This is a genomic window from Prevotella sp. khp7, from assembly GCF_900109055.1.
Lineage (GTDB): Bacteria > Bacteroidota > Bacteroidia > Bacteroidales > Bacteroidaceae > Prevotella.
Genome location: NZ_FOIV01000004.1, coordinates 129704 through 147486, shown reverse-complemented (window position 1 = coordinate 147486; position 17783 = coordinate 129704). Strand labels below are relative to the sequence as shown.

Below are 17783 nucleotides of genomic sequence, written 5' to 3'. Positions count from 1 at the left end.
CAAACGAGCGGATTTTCCTATTTCCGAAATACGTTGCAAGACGTATAAGTAATTCTACATCAATTAATTGTATAACAAATAAACTACATTATATATGAGTAAAAGAAAAGCGAACAACGTATTAAGCATTATTGCTATCATATTAAGTTTATTGGCTTTGATGTCATGTGTTATCCTTGCATTGTGTTCTCACCAATGCTTTTTGCCTGACGAAACCAGTCTACTAATGTCTGTTCTGTCGTTAACTGTGACAATTTTGATAGGAATGCAAATCTGGAATATTTTCCAGTTTGAAAATAAGTTTGAAACAATTGAGCAAAGGAGCCGGGAAGAGATAGACAAAGCCAAACAAGATATTCTTGAGGCGAATAAAACTTCATTGGAGAAGAGCCGTTGTGAAGCAATAGGGACGGTCTTAATGCAATTAGGGTGGACGTTCGAGGATAAAAAGGAATTCGATGATGCTATGCGCGCATATATTAATGCCCTACGTGCATTGCAACGGGGTAATTTGAAGGATCAGGAGGTGTGTGAGAATTATAACGAGGTCGTAGAGAGATTAGTGATAATATCAAAAGAATTGCCTCCGGAAAATTGGCGTTTTGTTAACATTGATGAAAAGAATGTGTTTATTGACGCATTGATGAAGATTCCAAACAGGAAAATTATGAACCAGCTTTTGGACTTCTTTTATAAGTTTACCATTATTGATGGGGCTATTCCTGGAAGTATGAGAACTCCTTCGTCAAGACAAAGCTAAAACAAAGTAATGGAAAATGTATATAAGTCCTACAACCGCTAACTAAGTATAAGCACTTGGTTAGCAGTTTTTTGTTTATATATTCGAGATATGTAATCATTATTTGTTTTTTTCTTCTTTTTGTTTGGAAGTGAACAAATAAATTGCTATATTTGCCAACAGAAAGGGATGTCGACATCTAAAATAACCCTAGGCACAAAGGATAATTAGAATTCAAATCTCTAAAACACACTGATTCATAGATATTTATGGGTCGTATTGTTGAGAAAAACTAAATGTGCGAAGGAAGTAATGAAGATATGTCTGGGGGCAGATTTGTGACGAAGGTGAGAAAGCTATTCTTATCTATCTTTTGTAGCGAGTAACTTGAACAGACATATATTGTGTGAAAGATGAATTTGATATCATTACTTAGCCATTCTTGCGGGGACAAAACCTGAATATCAACGTTCTACTTTTATTGCGTCCCAGCAGTGGCAAACGTTTTCTATTGTCGCCGAGCAATCACTTATGTGAGCACAGCGAGTTATAAGAATTGATAGTTACAATGATAGACATTTTATAATATGACAGAGGCTGAATATAAGGAAAAATATGATAAGTTGTTGACTGTTGGGCATATCTCAAAAGAGATGCTTGCTCACCTTCAACAATGGGCTCTTAATCTCATAAAGAGTGGGAATGATAAGGACGCTGAGGACAAAATGACGGAGTATGCATATAGAGCTTTTGTTGGGGATATGCGTACTTTTGAAGGCTTTCAGTTTTTTAGCTTCCGTGATTTTTCATCCTATTCTCTTAAAGATATAGAAAATGATAAATTGAGCCTGAGTCACCCTGAGAAATTTAATGATCCTCTTGATACTGTGCTGTTCGCATATTTGCAAAGGAAGATTAAAATAGAAAAGGATATAGCAAAATCATCTCAGTATTGTATGCTTCTAAGAGCTGCGCATCAGCTTAGAATGCGCTGCTTCGTCAGGTCAACTCCGTTAATTAAAAAGGATGGTTCTTTGGGCGTGAAGAGGCAAAATATAAGTGACGTTAATTCTTTAATGTGGGCGCATTACGCAAATTATCATAAAGGTTTTTGCGCAAAGTATGAACTCGATGATAAATTTGTAAAGTGTGATGAAATGAAAAAAACATTCACCCGAATGGCGATACTTCATTATGAGAAAAATATTGATATTAGTAAAAACCTTGCTGTAGAAGATGCATTGTTATGGAAAAATGCCATTTGGGAATATGAGAAAGAAGTTCGTGTAATAGACTATGACCCAGACGGAATAAATGAGTTTCGGGAGCAGGATGCCCCTCCTCTTAAAGCAATTTATCTTGGAGTTAAATGTTCTGATAAGGACAGGCATGATATGCAATTGGCTTTAAGAAGAAAATCTGTGGAATTGTACCAGATGCATATAGATTCTAACGACATTTGTAGTTTAACAGCTGAACGTATTGGTTGAAGTTTAGTTATGGAAATATCAATAAGTGATTTCAAAAAGGCTATAGAGGCTTTCCTTGAGCATAGACAGGCGAAGAAACTGGCTATGCCAGAAACAAAGAGTGAAGATTTAAAGGGTATGATGCTTTTTAGTAGGCATCGTAGCCAGGTGTTTGTGCTGCCAACGGTTCATAACTTCCCTAGGATGCACCTTCAACTCTTGTTACCCAAAATAGGAAAAGCAATTTTGATGGATGAGTCTCTACCTGCGAGAATCGAAGTCTATTGCGCGTCTGTAATTACACTCCAACAGGCAGAAGAATTGAAGACCATGATGAGAACAGTATATAATGTTGAGATGGAGGTGTTCGATGGAACATCTCTGTCCAAATTCGATGAGTTTACTACTCTTCTTAAAAATGGTAAGAACAAAATTACAGGTATTGATGAAACAAGCAAAATGCTATATACTCTATTAGCAGAAGGAAGCAATGTTTCGGAGATAAAGAGTAATCTTTTGTGTTCTGTAATTGTATTTCTTTTGAACGAACATGGGGCTTTAACGACAAAACAATTAAGAGAGGCTGCCGAAGAGCGGCTCCAGCACGAGATAGGAAGCATTGAACAGGAAGTAAATTTCCTAATTAGGAAAAAGCGTATTGAACGTGGCAATACTAATAAAGAATTGTTGACATTAACTAAAGATGAGCTGACCACATTTTCCAAAATGAAGCAGGAATCGAAACGGGAAGAGATGGCATTTTGCCAAGAGTTCTTTGCTTTATTATCACGATATCATATACCTGAAGGAGAAAGGCTTTTTGAATTGTTGAAGACACTTTATGTCGAGAGTTGCGGTGTGGATATTGATGCATCAGGTATGAGTGGCAACACAAATGAACTTAAGAAAAAGAATCAGGTATTTCAAGATTTTCGAACTAAAATCAAAGATTATATTCGAGACGAAACTACTGCCGAGAGATTTATTGCAGAACTAAAGGATATATGCATGAATAATCCTTTTTTAGAAAAGATTGGAGCTAGTGAAATGTTTCTTAGCCTTTATCGTTCATCAAAGTTGGAGCAGTTTATAAACTCCAAGAAGAAATTGGTGTATATTGATACACGCGTATTTATTTTTTATTATTGTCTGTTGGTTTCTAAAAATAAGGACTGGCCATACTGGGATGATCATTCTTATCGTTCGACAGTTAATCTGATGAATCTTGCTAAAAACAAGAATCGCGATATAAAGCTGCTTTTATTCGAGGCTTATCTTGGTGAAGTTGCAGGTGAACTACAGAAAGCATTGAGAGCTTCGTGGTTTAATAGTCGTTTAAATGTAAAGCTCAAGATTCCATTTCAGACTACAAATGTTTTTTATAACTTCTTCTCTTTCTTGCGGGATGCGGGTTGTATGGAAGAAGGTGGGAAAAGAAAATCTTTTGAACAATTCGTAAGAGAACTGGGTTTTACTAATATTAATGCAGAAAGTCCTACATTTATCAAGGATACGAAGAATGTTATTCAAAAACAGTTGAAGTGGTTGGGTGTTGAGTTGAAAAATACAGAGCATTTTGATCATCATTTATATGATCCAACTTTAAAGGAATGGGATATTCGTAATAGTGAGATGCCATATCAGAAGTCTGGTCCTGCGTTGAAAGCAGATACATCACAATTACTCCATATTATGACCCAGCCGGTAGTTGTTGATGGGAAAGAGCGTGAATTTTATTATGCATCCTGGGATAGGTCTTTCACAACTATGCGTGATTGGGTTATAAACGAATCAACAAATATTCATGGCTTCAATATATATAACCCAGCAAGGATGGCAAATAGGTTTGCTTTGTCACACTTTAAGATAGATTCAAAATGCATAACTCATGACGTGTTCTTTTATGCTGACAGCCAGTTTAAACTCAGGCAGAAAATTAGCCGTTTGTTTGACCATGTCCTTTTGCCTTTATATAGTTACAAGGATGATGAAAGCATAGAACTGGTTAACTTGTTGGTTGATTTACAAGCTAACTATCTCAGTCAAAAAGAATCTGAGACAGGTGATGAGATGATTAACGAGAAGCTGCCCTTGGAGATGGTGTTTGATAGCATTAAACTAAAGCTGAAGGAGTGGAACTGTACGGAGAGAAATCTGACGGATTTCCTCGTAGACAAGAACAATCGCGAGACTGTTGCTTATGTCTTTGATGAATCATTCCAATCGATTACAAAACATCAGAAATACGATGACTTCGTGAAAGTTTTCGGAGACTCTCTGAAAAAATATACTCATTCAGGAAATGGTGTTAATCAGTCGTTGCTCTAAGCAGGTGTTTATGGAGTAGTTGAACATAAGATGAAAAATATTCTTCAAAGTGGATTGGCTCTTGGTATTCCAACGCAACATTGCAGTTGTACCAATATGGATTTTAATTGGATTTTCTCGAATCCAACTAATTTCTTGTGGGTGGATAATGTCATTGTTACTGAGAGCATGTGGAGTATAATAACGGGAACAGACGCTCTGGGGTTTGTTGAAAAATCGAAGCAAGATTCATTTTCGAAAACAGTCAGGCTTATTTATAGCATACTCAATGATGTGGGAATAGTTAAGGTTATCAGTGATAAAAGCATTACACAAGAAGAAGGTGATAACTTGTACAATAAGATACTGGATGATATAGAACTGCTTGGCGACTCGGTAAAGGAACAGGGGAGTCGTATGAAAATTGGTAAATATTGTTATTGCCCTCCCGCCCTCTGGACTCTGTATGCTGCATTATATTTATCACGTAACAATAATGCATGTTTTATGCTTGACCAGAGTGAGATGGCTTTTTTGAAAAAGGTATTGCCATTGAAAATGGACAAACAAGTAAGAATTGCATCCTCTAATACTGCTATAAACGAAGTGCTTAGCATAACGTTACCATCATTTGAGTTATGGCATCATTATTTAGCAGATTCTGCCAATAAGTGCAATCTGTGCGTGAATGAGAGGAAATGTAAAGATGAATACCTATCTGTTATTGAAAAACAGGTATTTAATCTACTTGAATATAGGGAGCGTGATGAGATAAAGCAGTTATGCCTTTTGATGGATAGGATTTGCTCAGATCGGTTTAAAGAGGAGTATGAAATAGATCCGAAAGACTTGCTTCATGAAATCAATGTAGAAAAGGTGAAAGTGCAGCGTAAGTTGAATACTACATATAAGAATATAGAACGATGGAAGAATATTGTGATGACAATTTCTGCAGGTTTGGCAATGGGGGGCTTCTTTGGAAACGGGACATTGTCTGCTATCGGTGGAATGGGCTTGTTAGCCACCAATGTTTTAGGGGCTAATATTTCACAAGTTGAAAAGAAACACCGCTGGGTAAATTTGTTTAATAAATAATAAATGTAGCATCAAAAGCATATTATTGATTTGAAAATCATAAAGCAGAAATTAAAGAGTTGGAATTAAAATTGGCAGATAAACGCCAAGATTATATACGAACAGAGGCTTTGCTATCTATGACAAAATATGCAAGGGAGCAGATTAAAAAGGCATGCGATAGGGAGAAACTTACATTGTAAATATGTTGTTTAGCTCTATAATATTTGCCCCTGCAACTTCCAAGAGGTGGTTGCAGGGGCAGATTGTTTTATATGATTGGTTGGCTTTTGTAACCAGGAATCTTATACACTCCAGTTTCGTATTTAAACCGCCACATGGCAATCGTTGGACTTATTCCGTTTTGCTTAGCGTTGTTTGCTACGGTTTTGATAAGGCTGTATACATTTAAGGAATTACTCTTTCCTTTGGTGATATTGGCCCATACTGCTGGTGGTATAAGCATGTCCTTTGCAAAATCGTTTGCTTCTTGCTCAATACCACGGGCTTCATCCAGATTTTGATTGTAAGACACAAATGATGTCCCATCAGTGAGATGTTTGTTGATATGACCGCACTCGTGGAGGACATCGAATACGAGCATATCCATATTGTTTCTTCTGTGACTAACAACAATATAGGGATGCCCTTTGATAATTGAGGAATAGGCATCTACGGGCGTCTTCTCAAACTTTTCTACTATGCAATAGCCAATACCATACTTAGCAAGGGCTTCTTTGATGGCACTTTCAGTGATAGCCTGAGCATTTGCCATATTGGCGATTTCCTTTGCTGCCTCAATTTCATTGCCTTTTTGATATTCTGCTACTTTGAAATTGTTGTTGGTACATGAATAGCGCGCTAATAGAATCCATGTACTAAGGTTTTTTCCCTCGGTATCTAGTTTTTCGCTTTTTTTGAAGCATCCTTGTGCGGTGGAAAGAGATAACAACTCCTCCATATTATTCACCTGGAAAGATTCATATAAAGCAGTTAGTCTGTCCTTGAAGAATTGGTATCCGTCAAGTGCAAGCTTCTTAAATAATATAGGAAGGTTTAATGTGGCTGCCAACGCCTTTTCTACCTGAGCGGCATATTCTTCCTCTTTGTTTCTTTGCTGAATTTCATCCAGGTCTCTCTCATAGCTTAATTGCAAACCCATCCAATAGTCTGCTGATATTCCGAATGCTTCTTCTAATTTCAATGCCATTGAAGGAGTGATACTCTCTTTTGCACTGAAAAATCTACTGAGATTTGGTGCTTTCATGCCAAGGCGCTCAGCAAGTTCTTTTCTTTGCATGCCACGAGCTTTGAGTTCATCCTTTATAAGCTCTGTAGGATGAATAGCTTCGATGGGTACAAACTTCTTGTTAATGGTCGCCATAATGCTCACTTAATTCAATTAATACTAATGTTATTTTATCATCATTCTCTTCGAAGATTAAACGGTACTTCGTGTCGTAGCCAACTCTTACGGAAGAATAGGGGGAGTTTGTTAATGATTCATATGCTAGGCTGGTAATCGCGGCTACAGCATTAATGTCAGTAGCCTGCTTGATATACCTTATCACTTTGTCTAAATTCCGAATTAGTTTGGCGTTACTTTTATAGGTTTTATACTTTCCTATGTACTTATGATCCACGAGAGATTCGATTTCTTCATCGTTATATTCGAGTTCCATATTTGAGGGTTTTGTGGTGCAAAGGTATATAATAATTATCAAAAATGATAATTTTGTGCTATTTTTGATCAAGATATAAGTTTATTTAACTGTTTAAGGGACGGATTTAGATGAAAATGTGACGTTTGACGTAGGAATTCTTAAAAAGTAGTATAAGGATTTGACAAGATTGGAATAAAGTTGGTCTATTTGTGTCGAGATGGCAGTGACGGTGTCGCGGCATACGGGAAAATCCCCCGGCTGTGATAAAGGCTGGGGGATGATTGGTTTTAGGGGGACTCAATGGGAACTTAGTGGGAACTCAATGGGTACTCCGGGGTTGGAGGGAGGCGTAGTAGGTGCTGGGAAGGAAGCAGGGACAGGCCTTGGCAACGCGGGGGAGTTGACGGAGTGGACTGTCGTCGTGAGTCAGTGCGTCTAGAACGAGGTCTATGGGTACGCGCTGGTTGGGGAGTTCGCAGTGGCCGATGATGTGGGCGTCGGGGTATTCCACACGGAGGTCGCTCAAGAGGTTGAACATGGCTTCCTTCTGTGCCTCGGTGCGGGTGTCGGCGGGTTGGCCGTCGGCGTCGAGACCGCCCTCATAGCAGATGCCGATGGCATAGCGGTTGTAGTTTCGGGCATGTGCCCCGCGGATGTTCTCGGGGAGCGTCGGCACAATGTCTCCGTCCATTCTGATATAGTAATGGTAGGAGGGTTGGCCGAACCGAGCTTTGCCTGTTGCTATCAGCGATTCTGTGGTGAAGGGTCTGTCGCAGCGCGTGGCACTGCAGTGTACTATCAGGAGCTTAACGTCCTGGCGGTTTAGCTTCTTTAGCATAGGCCGCAGCTTTGCATAAAGAAGGTTGAGACAAAAGCTGTTATTACTGTTAGTATAAAATTGCCGATTTTATCGGCGGGAATATTTTTCTTAAAAATCTTCATAAAAACTTTTTTTAGGATTAATTTTTTTTCTTTGGCAGGGTGAAACCCTGCAGTTCTCATCTTACCCAACCCTCTCTTACCGTAAGAGAGGGCTTCAAACCACTCTCTAAATCTCTCGCCAATCTTTGGCAAGAGACTTAACCGCTCCTCCTGTCGCTCTTTCATTAATGTACGCTCAGACCATCAAAGGTCTGGCGTGCCTTTAGCCGACTACGCTAAACGCTTGTCGTTGCCTCGGATGAATCCTCGAAAACATTCCGCACGAAGAGGTCTTTAGAGGTTGTACTATTTTCGGAATCTTCTTCGATTCTTGAATTGCGAAGCAATGAAAGTAAATCGACATGAGATGCTGTTTGAGCGAAGCGAGTTCATCGAATGATTACGAAAATCGGACAACCGGCCTCTGAGCTCAGGACGTTTTCGCACCTTTCTTTTGGTTCCGTTTTCTTTCGGTGACGAAAGAAAATGAACAAGGGGTTGGGTAAGTTGAGACGTGCAGGGCTTGGCCCTGCTAGACTTTATTCTCCGTCAGGGGAGGGAGTGGGGTGGAGGGTGTTCTCGTGGGTCTCTTCGAAGACGACGTCTTTGAGGAGATACTTCGCCACGACGTACTTCTGCTTCACGGAACCGTCACGACGCTTCTCCTGACCGACGACGACTCGGGTGGTCTCGGGCTGGAACAGGATGCGGCGGTTGGTGATGGTAGCCGCACTGCAGTCCTCTGCCTTGGTGACGCCGATGCTGGAGAAACCGACCTTGAAGATGCCGATGCCCTTCAGGCGTACCTTCTGACCCATTTCGAAGAAGTGCTTCAGGGCGTCGCCCAGCTCCAGGAGTGTGGCCATGATGTCACTCTTCTTGATCGAACACTGCTGCTGGATGTAGTCGGCAATCGCGTCGGTCTCGATGAAGTTCTCGTCGTAGACGGCTGTTGCGAAGAACTTGCCGTAGGCGGCATTCAGTGCGTTGTTGTTTTGGGCTTTGATAAATTTCTGTGCCATGATGAAAAATGAATTTAGTTAAACATAAGCTTTGTCAAGGTCTGCGTCAGAGGAACGTCACCTGTAGGTCGTCGGGATATCGTCTGTGAGCTATCCGGATAGTCTCTGCGCCTCATGGAGATAGCATCTGTACCCCTATGGAGACGTCATCCGTACCCCTATGGAGATTATCTCCGTCACCCGTGGATCCTATTCGCGTGACCTGTGGAGACTGTCTCCGTCTGCCTTGGGAGGCATTTCCTTCCGACTCGCTCGCCTTTCCGTTTGCAAAGGTACGACGCTCCCGAGGGGCGTTGGCGGGTTATGGCGCGTTAGCGTGGAAAAAAGTCAGAAATCGTGTGGAATTTCCGTGATCCGTACCCATTTCCCCTCGAAGAACGTGTTCATCTGAAGCTCACGGATCAGATGCCTGTAGAGCGGCGACTTGTCGGTGACCTGCTGGTCCTGCAGCTCCTGCGGCAGGTCGATGCAGTAGTCCTCGCAGATATATTTCACCGCCTTGGGCGGCAGCAGTCGGGCGTTGGGCAGCACCCCCATGGCGTCGAGGATATGTCGGCGTGACGCCAGATAACGGCAGAAGGTTCTCGAGGAGACACCAGCCAGTCGGGCCAGCTCTTTCTTGCTGATGAAGCGATGTTTGTCGTAGTAGTTAACCATTAGACTGAGATTTTAGTTATACCATGAGGTCAAGGGAGTCTGGCATCCAGCAGGAAGTCGGCGAGGTCGATCTTCGCCGCCTTCTGGGCCGGGGAGGCATGCTGCTCCAGGATAGGACTGACACGGATGGGCGGCGAGCCCTCCCAGAACACCGAGTCCATCACCTCCCTGGCGATGTCGCTCCACGACCTGAACGTCTTGCCGTCGGGGTCGGTGTCGGGGAAGAGCACGACCTTACGCCCTCTGAGCGGGCGCAGCTTGTCGGGCTGCAGTTCGCCCAGTCCGCCTGTCGCCAGCCAGATGTACTGCGGATAGTGCTCCGACAGGATGACTGCCGTCTTCTCAGCCTCTACGATGGCCACGTCGCCACTCGCCGACCTTAGCAGATGCAGGCCGAAGAGGCAGTGTGTGCCCTGGTGCCTGCTGTGGTCGCGGTACCTCCGTTCCAGGAAGGTGTGAACCCAGGTGGGGTTGTGCGCCTTATCCCGATGACAGTCGGTGCGGTAGTACATCACCTTACCGTCGTGAGCCCTCCCCTCATGGTCTATCTGCCAGAAGATGACGCCGCCCTGCTTCGTGGCCCCGAGGAGATAGCGGCAGGTGGCGTTCACCATCTGCAGGAACGAGAGATAGCCGTTGCCGACCACCGCCTTGCAGAACTGACTGTTGACCGACAGGCTCTTCTGAACGATAGAGGCGGGATGGTAGAGCGTAAACGACTCGCGGTAGAGCTGTTCCCGGATGGTCTTGAACGAGTAGGTCGGTAGCCCCCGTAGAGCACCCCTCATACTATAGCCCTCCCTCCTTATAGAGGGGAGGGCATGTATAGAGGGGGGTAGCTCATCTCGGGGGCATGATGATGACGATGCGGTGGTGGCGGTCGTAGGTCTTCTTGACGATTCCTTTGCTTTCTGCATCTTCGAAAACTTTGTAGTAGTACTGTTTCTGCTTGATGTTGCTCAGCTGTTGCACGGCGTTCTTCAGGTCGTCGTAGCCCATCACCGACCTGCCTGCCATGGCATCGGCGAACAGCTTCGTCAGGTTCCATTCCCAGCCCTGTTCCGACTGGGGGCTGTCGATGAGGTAGTTGGGGTTGAAAGCTTCTGTCTTGTCCGTATTTTTCGCCATAAACTGTCCCCTCTCGTTCCTGGGCTGAGTGTCGGGTCTCTTGGCTGCGTAGGGGATGCCCTTGTCGTTCACCTGGTAGTACATCCGCTCGTCGAGGCTCGTCTTCCTTGAGGTCGATAGCTCTACCGACATTGTCGAGGTCCCGAAGACCTTCTCACAGACAAACACCTCATACGACTTCTGGAGTATCACCGTGCCGAGCCACCCCCTGAGGTTGCTTTTCTCACCAGTACGGTTCAGGTGGATGATGGTGGTGATGTTACAGTTGTACTCGTCAGCCAGTTGTAATAAATGTTCTATCAGCTCGATGGCCTTCGGACCGTCGTTGATGTCGGGCAGCAGGTCGGCAATACCGTCGATGATGACGATGTCGGGGCGGTAGGTCCTGATGGCCACCTGCAGCTCCTCCTGACGCTCCTGCCATGTGAACGCCCTGACGTTGAACACGAAGAACTGCCGGTCGAGATCCTGACCTTTCGCCATCTGGAAGACCCTGTTGGCGAGGATGTGCTTGGTGGTCTGCTTGCTCTCTTCGGTGTCATACCACATCACTTTGAGCGGCTGCTCTGCGACACGTTCCAGTTCGAGCATCCTCCGGTTGTCCTCAGCCGTGTTGGCGCCACAGGCCATGAGCATCGAGGATAAGAAGGTCTTCCCGCCTTTGGCAGGGCCCGTGATGCTGGTCAGGTCTTTCCTCGGAAAACAGGGTCTCCCGAAGAATCTCATCATAAACTCCTCCGTGGGCAGGTTGCTCTCAGAGGTGATGCGGCAACTGTCGAGCTTCAAGAGCTCGGGTGTGATCTCCGAGGCCTCGCCGGCATGGGCGAGTTCCTCCAAAACAAGTGAATCTGTTTCTCTCATGAAAGTAGGTGGATTCTGGGTTTAAGCATTTTCCGTTTCATCTGTAGTCTTCTTGTCGTTGCTAAACAGCAGGAAGTCGTACTCTGCCGAATTGTCGACGATGGTGTGGTAAATGTCCTTCATCATCTTTTCAAACTCCGACTCCGTCATGTTCAGACACATGGCGTAGAAGAGTATGATTAACTGCGGGGCTTTCATACTGGCAATGCCGCTTTCGGTTAATTTACCACGATTGATGTGACAGGTGTTGCTGATTCTCGTCAAACGACCTCTTTCATGTCTCATACACATGAAAATAATTCTAAAGATTTTTTCGATAAATTTTTTTTTCATATTATATTTTTAGTTTCGTGTGCCCATCACTGAATGGGCCTACAAAATTATGATTATTTTTCCGAATAACGGTTAGTACATGTAATAACGAAAATAATAACTTTAAGAATTATTTTAGATAAATTAATAAAACTCTTGGTGAGTTTCGTCAAAAAAGCACTAATTTTGCCGCCAAATTAGTGAATATGAATAAAAGAATATATCTGTGCTTGGCCCACATGAGTGAGTCGGGTATGGAAAAAAAATATATTCAAGAGGCTTTTGACACTAACTGGGTGGTTCCCCTTGGACCGAATGTCAACGGCTTCGAGAAAGACTTGGAAACGTTTGTCTCTCTGAACGATAAGGGAGAAAAGACGAACAGCAAACGTGTGGTGGCGCTGAGTGCGGGAACAGCTGCCGTGCATCTGGCATTGATTGCCTGTGGCGTTGGTCCTGGCGATGAGGTGCTGGTGCAGAGCTTTACTTTCTGTGCGTCGTCGCATCCCGTCACCTACCTCGGTGCAACACCGGTTTTCGTAGACTCTGAGAAAGATACCTGGAACATGGACCCCGACCTGCTCGAGGAGGCCATCAAAGACAGAATCGCCAAGACCGGAAAGACGCCGAAGGCCATTGTGCCCGTGGCACTCTATGGCATGCCCTATCAGATAGACCGTATCATGGAGATTGCCAGTCGCTACGATATCCCCGTGATAGAGGATGCCGCAGAGGGTTTCGGCTCTCGTTATAAGGGTCAGGCGCTGGGTACGTTCGGCAGGTATGGTGTGCTGTCGTTCAACGGCAATAAGATGATTACCACCTCTGGTGGCGGTGCGCTGATCACCCCTGATGACGATGCGTGGCGCGAGGTGATGATGTATGCTACCCAATACCGTGAGAGCTACCCTTATTATCAGCATGAGAAAATCGGTTACAACTACCGTATGAGTAATATATGCGCAGGTATCGGGCGCGGTCAGATGACGGTGGCTAACGACCATATCGCCCATCATCAGCATGTGCAGAAGCTCTACGAGGAGCTGTTGGCCGGTGTCTCTGGCGTCACAGTGCATTCCCAGCCCGCTAACGGTGATTACGACTCCAACTACTGGCTCTGCACCATCACGCTCGATGCGTCGCTGCGTGTGAAGGGGCAGGAACAGGCCTATAAGACCGTCGTGACCGGTGCTGTGGGTGGTGCGGCCGGTGTCACTCATGCAGCGTCTGCAGCCGTTACAGACTGTCAGCCCAACGACAATGTAGAGGCCATGCGTGTGGCCCTCGACCAGGCAGGCGTCGAAGTCCGTCCTGTGTGGAAACCCATGCACAAACAACCTGTCTATAAGGATGCTCCGGCTTATGTCAATGGTGTCAGTGAGGCGATCTTCAAGGTCGGTCTGTGTCTCCCTGCGGGACCGTATGTCACCGATGAGGATGTCCGCTACATCGTCGATACCATCAAGGGGAGTATTTTGCACTAATTTTGAGGGGCGACTCGAAGGTACTTCCGCTCGAAAACAAAAATAAATTCGGATTTATTTTGTGTTTTACTCACTTATTCGTACCTTTGCAGGCAAAAATAGAAAACGATTATATGTTAAACGGAAAAACAGTTTTGATTACGGGAGGTACAGGCTCCTTTGGTAATAAATTCGTTGAAACAATCCTGAGAGATTATCCTAACGTGAAGAAAATCATTATCTTCTCACGTGGGGAGTTGAAGCAATATAACATGAGGCAGAAGTATCCGGCAAAGGACTATCCGATGCTGCGCTTCCTGATTGGTGACGTTCGTGATGGCGAGCGCCTGAAGACCGCCTGCGACGGCGTGGATGTGATTATCCATGCCGCAGCCATCAAACAGGTGGATACTGCCGAGTACAATCCCCGTGAATGTATCAAGACCAACGTGAACGGTGCCGTTAATGTGATTAACGCTGCGATAGAGTGCGGCGTGAAGGACATCGTCGCTTTGTCAACAGATAAGGCCTGTGCACCCAACAGCCTTTATGGTGCTACCAAACTGACATCTGACAAGCTGTTCATCGCTGCCAATAACATCAAGGGCTCACGTGACATCCGCTTCTCGGTGGTTCGCTACGGTAACGTGATGGGTAGCCGTGGTTCGGTGATTCCTTTCTTCATCAAACTGCGCGATGAGGGTGCTACGGAGCTTCCTATCACCGATCCGCGTATGACACGTTTCAACATCTCTCTGCAGGAGGGTGTCGATCTGGTGATGTGGGCACTTGGACACCATGTGGGTGGTGAACTGTTTATCCCAAAGATCCCTTCTTATAGAATCACCGACGTGGCCACTGCCATCGCACCGAACCTGAAGCAGGTAGAGGTGGGTATCCGTCCGGGTGAGAAGCTGCACGAGGAGATGATCACCAAGACAGATGCGATGAACACCATCGATATCGGTAAGTATTATGCGATTCTCCCTTCTGTTGCCTTCAACCATACGACAGAGGAGTATCTTGAACATCACAAAGGAACATGGGTTCCTAAGGATTTCTATTACAGTTCTGATCATAACGAGGATTGGGAGACCGTTGAGACGCTCCGCGCAAAATTCAAGAAGATTATACCTGGCTTCGAAGTAAAGTAGGTCAATCCCCCGACAGACTATGGAATTCCTCAAGAAAATCGTCAACTGGTATTTCCGGAAGAACTCCCTGCCGTATTGGTGCATCTTCCTCATCGACGGTGTGATACTGATGCTCTCGGGTCTTTTCAGCTATTGGATGTTTGCCAACTGGGCTGACCTGTCGCAGCAGATCGATGGTGTGTTCTGTAGTCTGATGGTCTATGTGCTGCTGAGTGTTGTTGGCACGCGCGTGTTCCATACCTATGCGGGTATCGTCCGTTATTCGTCGTTTATCGACCTGCAGCGTGTGGCCTATGCCAACACGCTGTCACTGGTATTGGCCATCGGCGTCCATTTCCTGATGTATGATGCGCCCAAGCCGCTCTTCGTACCGCTGCATGTGCGTCACCTGCTGGTGATGTTCCTGCTGGCCACTCTCCTGATGTGGGCGGTGAGAGTACTGGTGAAGTCGCTTTACGACCTGACGACGTTCGACGTGCGGGCAACCAAGGCGCTGATATTCGGTGTGACCTCGGATGCTGTCGGACTGGCCAAGAATATCCGCAGTCAGCGGCCCAGGCGATTCGCCGTGAAAGGCTTCATCACCACGACATCCCGCTATAAGCACAACCGACTGCTGGGAGAGTGCGTGTACAGTCTTGAGGAGGATATGCGCGAGATTGTCTATACGCACAATATCGGGGCTGTACTGGTGCCGCCCCAGCGTGCTAATATGTTCCGTGAGAACCAGGAGCTGCAGAACATCCTGATAGGTATGGGCGTCAGTATCTATATGGCGCAGGGTACCAAGGAGATACGTGCCGATGGCGGTCTGCTGTCGGACGACGACTACGAGGGTTATCAGTTGAAAGAGGTGTCGGTAGAGGACCTGTTGCCCCGCGATGAGATCAGGGTGGACATGGCCTCGGTCGGTGAGCTGTTGTGCGGTAAGCGCATCCTGATTACGGGTGCCGCCGGTAGCATCGGTTCTGAGATGGTGCGCCAGATAGCAGTATATAAGCCTGCTGCCATGATGCTGATCGACCAGGCGGAGACCCCTGAGCACGACATCCGTCTGATGATGAAACGGGAGTTCCCTGACATCAAGGCAGAGACCTTGGTGACGAACATCTGTCACCGCTCGCGTATGGAGCAGGTGTTCGAGACCTTCAAGCCCCACTATGTGTTCCATGCTGCTGCCTATAAGCATGTGCCTATGATGGAGAACAACCCCAGCGAGGCCGTGCTCAATAATATCTATGGTACGAAGGTGATTGCTGACTTGAGCGTGAAGTCGGGCGTGAAGAAGTTCGTGATGATATCGACGGATAAGGCCGTGAACCCCACGAACGTGATGGGCTGTTCGAAGCGTATCTGTGAGATCTATGTCCAGGCGCTCGACCGTATGCTGAAGATCGAGCAGCTGAACCAGAAACCATCCTCTTCGTCGAAGAAACAGCATCACTACACGCAGTTCGTGACCACACGTTTCGGTAATGTGCTGGGCTCGAACGGTTCGGTGATACCCCTGTTCAGAGAGCAGATCAGAAACGGCGGTCCTGTGACGGTGACCGACGAGCGTATCGTGCGTTATTTCATGCTTATCCCCGAGGCCTGTAAGCTGGTGCTCGAGGCCGGTACCAAGGGTAACGGCGGTGAGATTTTCGTGTTCGACATGGGTCGTCCGGTGAAGATTGCCGACCTGGCAGCGAGAATGATCAAGCTCTCGGGTGCCAAGAACGTAGAGATCAAGTACACGGGTCTGCGCGACGGTGAGAAACTCTATGAGGAGATGCTCAACGACAAGGAGAAGACCAAGCCTACCTTCCATGAGAAGATACGTATCGCCAAGGTGCGTGAGTATGACTATGAACAGGTAGCGAAGGATATTGACGAACTGATTGAGATCTCGAAGCAGTATGATGACATCGCGACGGTTCGTAAGATGAAAGAGATTGTCCCGGAATACAAGAGCGAGAACTCGCCTAAATACGAGAAACTGGATAAAGAGAAACAATAAAAAATCCCCGCCAATCGGCGGGGATTTTTTATTTACAACATTACAACAGATTGTCCTGTTCGATATCCTTGAAATATTTGTAGGTGCTGACCTTGAGTTCGTCGGCAGCTTCCTCATCGCTGACGATGATACCATGCTCGTGCATCTGAAGGGCAGAGATGGTCCACATGTGGTTGACAGCTCCCTCTACGGCAGCCTGCATGGCGCGGGCCTTACCATGACCGTTCACCAGGATCATCACCTCGCGGGCATCCATCACGGTACCTACACCGACTGTCAGGGCGTGGGCAGGCACGTTCTCGGGCTTGCCGCCGAAGAAACGGCTGTTGGCGATGCGGGTGTCGGTGGTGAGGGTCTTCATGCGGGTTCTTGAGCGCAGTGAAGAGCCTGGCTCGTTGAATGCGATATGACCGTCGGGACCGATACCGCCGATGAACAGGTCGATGCCGCCTGCTTCCTTGATCATCTCCTCATAGTGCTTGCACTCTTCCATGAGGTCGGGCGCATTACCGTTGAGGATGTGGATGTTCTCCTTCGGGCAGTCGATATGATCGAAGAGGTTACGGGCCATGAAAGCGTGGTAGCTCTCAGGATGAGCCTCGGGAAGACCTACATATTCGTCCATGTTGAAGGTGATAACGTTCTTGAAAGAAACCTTACCGGCACGGTTGGCCTCGACGAGGGCATTATACATACCGACGGGAGAAGAGCCAGTGGGAAGACCGAGTACGAATTTGTGGTCGGGGGTTGGGTTGAAACTGTTGATACGTTCGATGACGTGGTTAGCAGCCCACTGTGACATTTTCTGATAGTCACTCTGAATGATTACTCTCATAATGAAATTGTTTTTGGTTATTTATGATTTTGGCTACAAAAATACAATGAAATATTCTTTTTAGGCACGGATTAACACGGATTAACACGGAAATTTTTCAAACGAGCGGAGAAAACGCTATCTTTGCAGAAAAATGGAGACAAGGATGTAAAAGGAGATAAGGAGACAGGGAGTACAA

At 45.8% G+C, this 17783-nt stretch carries 17 protein-coding genes; 7 read left to right on the top strand and 10 right to left on the bottom strand.

Going from position 1 to position 17783, the window contains the following annotated elements; translation table 11 throughout:
* The first annotated feature begins 94 nt into the window (after positions 1-94).
* The 4 genes from BMX82_RS10980 (at position 95) to BMX82_RS10965 (ending at position 5610) form a co-directional block, all read left to right on the top strand.
* Positions 95-760 carry a hypothetical protein gene (locus BMX82_RS10980; RefSeq protein ID WP_143058362.1) on the top strand — a complete coding sequence of 222 codons (666 nt, stop codon included), beginning with the start codon at positions 95-97 and terminating at the stop codon, positions 758-760.
* A gap of 566 nt (positions 761-1326) precedes the next feature.
* Positions 1327-2229: a DUF2971 domain-containing protein gene (locus BMX82_RS10975; protein WP_091768915.1), complete on the top strand. Its 903-nt coding sequence runs from the start codon at positions 1327-1329 to the stop codon at positions 2227-2229.
* Positions 2230-2238: 9 nt separating this feature from the next.
* Positions 2239-4536, top strand: coding sequence for a hypothetical protein (locus BMX82_RS10970; RefSeq protein WP_091768912.1), 2298 nt, complete (start codon positions 2239-2241; stop codon positions 4534-4536).
* 30 nt (positions 4537-4566) lie between these two features.
* Positions 4567-5610, top strand: coding sequence for a hypothetical protein (locus BMX82_RS10965; RefSeq protein ID WP_143058361.1), 1044 nt, complete (start codon positions 4567-4569; stop codon positions 5608-5610).
* Between the two features lie 250 nt (positions 5611-5860).
* On the opposite strand, the gene BMX82_RS10960 is transcribed toward BMX82_RS10965, so the two are convergent.
* The 9 genes from BMX82_RS10960 to BMX82_RS10915 form a co-directional block, all read right to left on the bottom strand.
* Positions 5861-6973, bottom strand: a complete 1113-nt coding sequence (locus tag BMX82_RS10960) for a HigA family addiction module antitoxin (protein ID WP_091768907.1) — start codon at positions 6971-6973, stop codon at positions 5861-5863.
* Positions 6960-7271 (bottom strand): hypothetical protein, encoded by a 312-nt coding sequence (locus tag BMX82_RS10955; protein ID WP_091768904.1) that lies wholly within the window; start codon positions 7269-7271, stop codon positions 6960-6962. Before BMX82_RS10955 ends, BMX82_RS10960 begins: the two co-directional genes overlap by 14 nt.
* A 301-nt stretch (positions 7272-7572) precedes the next feature.
* Complete coding sequence (locus BMX82_RS10950) at positions 7573-8091, bottom strand: N-acetylmuramoyl-L-alanine amidase (protein ID WP_255396605.1); 519 nt, start codon at positions 8089-8091, stop codon at positions 7573-7575.
* The gene (locus BMX82_RS10945; RefSeq protein WP_091768898.1) at positions 8085-8360 is read right to left on the bottom strand and encodes a hypothetical protein; all 276 of its coding nucleotides are present in this window, start codon (positions 8358-8360) and stop codon (positions 8085-8087) included. Before BMX82_RS10945 ends, BMX82_RS10950 begins: the two co-directional genes overlap by 7 nt.
* A 353-nt stretch (positions 8361-8713) precedes the next feature.
* Positions 8714-9196: an HU family DNA-binding protein gene (locus BMX82_RS10940; protein ID WP_036909566.1), complete on the bottom strand. Its 483-nt coding sequence runs from the start codon at positions 9194-9196 to the stop codon at positions 8714-8716.
* A 327-nt stretch (positions 9197-9523) separates the two neighbouring features.
* A complete protein-coding gene (locus BMX82_RS10935) occupies positions 9524-9853 on the bottom strand; it encodes a hypothetical protein (protein ID WP_091768895.1) in 330 nt (109 codons plus the stop codon).
* A gap of 29 nt (positions 9854-9882) precedes the next feature.
* Positions 9883-10467 carry a DUF6371 domain-containing protein gene (locus BMX82_RS13245; protein ID WP_255396613.1) on the bottom strand — a complete coding sequence of 195 codons (585 nt, stop codon included), beginning with the start codon at positions 10465-10467 and terminating at the stop codon, positions 9883-9885.
* A gap of 226 nt (positions 10468-10693) precedes the next feature.
* On the bottom strand, positions 10694-11842 hold the full coding sequence (locus BMX82_RS10920) for an AAA family ATPase (protein ID WP_091768886.1): 1149 nt from the start codon (positions 11840-11842) through the stop codon (positions 10694-10696).
* A 21-nt stretch (positions 11843-11863) separates the two neighbouring features.
* The gene (locus tag BMX82_RS10915) at positions 11864-12127 is read right to left on the bottom strand and encodes a hypothetical protein (RefSeq protein ID WP_091768883.1); all 264 of its coding nucleotides are present in this window, start codon (positions 12125-12127) and stop codon (positions 11864-11866) included.
* Positions 12128-12360: 233 nt separating this feature from the next.
* Between BMX82_RS10915 and BMX82_RS10910 the strand changes: the two genes are divergently transcribed.
* From BMX82_RS10910 to BMX82_RS10900, 3 genes are all read left to right on the top strand, one after another.
* Complete coding sequence (locus tag BMX82_RS10910; protein ID WP_091768880.1) at positions 12361-13638, top strand: DegT/DnrJ/EryC1/StrS family aminotransferase; 1278 nt, start codon at positions 12361-12363, stop codon at positions 13636-13638.
* 113 nt (positions 13639-13751) lie between these two features.
* Positions 13752-14771: a UDP-N-acetylglucosamine 4,6-dehydratase (inverting) gene (pseB, locus tag BMX82_RS10905; RefSeq protein WP_036909559.1), complete on the top strand. Its 1020-nt coding sequence runs from the start codon at positions 13752-13754 to the stop codon at positions 14769-14771.
* 19 nt (positions 14772-14790) lie between these two features.
* Positions 14791-16770, top strand: coding sequence for a polysaccharide biosynthesis protein (locus tag BMX82_RS10900; protein WP_091768877.1), 1980 nt, complete (start codon positions 14791-14793; stop codon positions 16768-16770).
* A 40-nt stretch (positions 16771-16810) separates the two neighbouring features.
* On the opposite strand, the gene nagB is transcribed toward BMX82_RS10900, so the two are convergent.
* The gene (gene nagB / locus BMX82_RS10895) at positions 16811-17605 is read right to left on the bottom strand and encodes a glucosamine-6-phosphate deaminase (RefSeq protein ID WP_036909556.1); all 795 of its coding nucleotides are present in this window, start codon (positions 17603-17605) and stop codon (positions 16811-16813) included.
* Between the last annotated feature and the right edge of the window lie 178 nt (positions 17606-17783).